Source organism: Pauljensenia sp. UMB3104, assembly GCF_030217285.1.
Taxonomy (GTDB): domain Bacteria; phylum Actinomycetota; class Actinomycetes; order Actinomycetales; family Actinomycetaceae; genus Pauljensenia.
On the sequence record NZ_JASONN010000372.1, the window covers coordinates 1 to 261 of the forward strand.

1 pseudogene is annotated in these 261 nt (G+C 59.4%); it reads left to right on the forward strand.

Annotated elements, in window-relative coordinates:
• A pseudogene (locus QP415_RS12070) lies at positions 1 to 261 on the forward strand (YbjN domain-containing protein); the annotation flags it as partial.

Consider the following 261-nt stretch of genomic DNA (forward strand, 5'->3'; position numbering starts at 1 on the left):
GGGATCATCATGGGCTGGCTATGGCGGGCGGATGCCGACGGTGGAACCGACGGCGAGGAGACGCCTCGCCGCCGCGATCTGCCAGACGATATCGCCCCTGATATGGAACAATGGGAGGGTAGCAACGCAGCACCTCCGGAAGGAATTGTCACGGGTAATTCGGAGTTTGAGGCCAATCGTTTCGATATGGTTCGTCCCATCACGCAGGAGCGCTTAGGGCTCCTTTTTGACTCTGAGGGATGGGCCTGGCGTATCGACAGT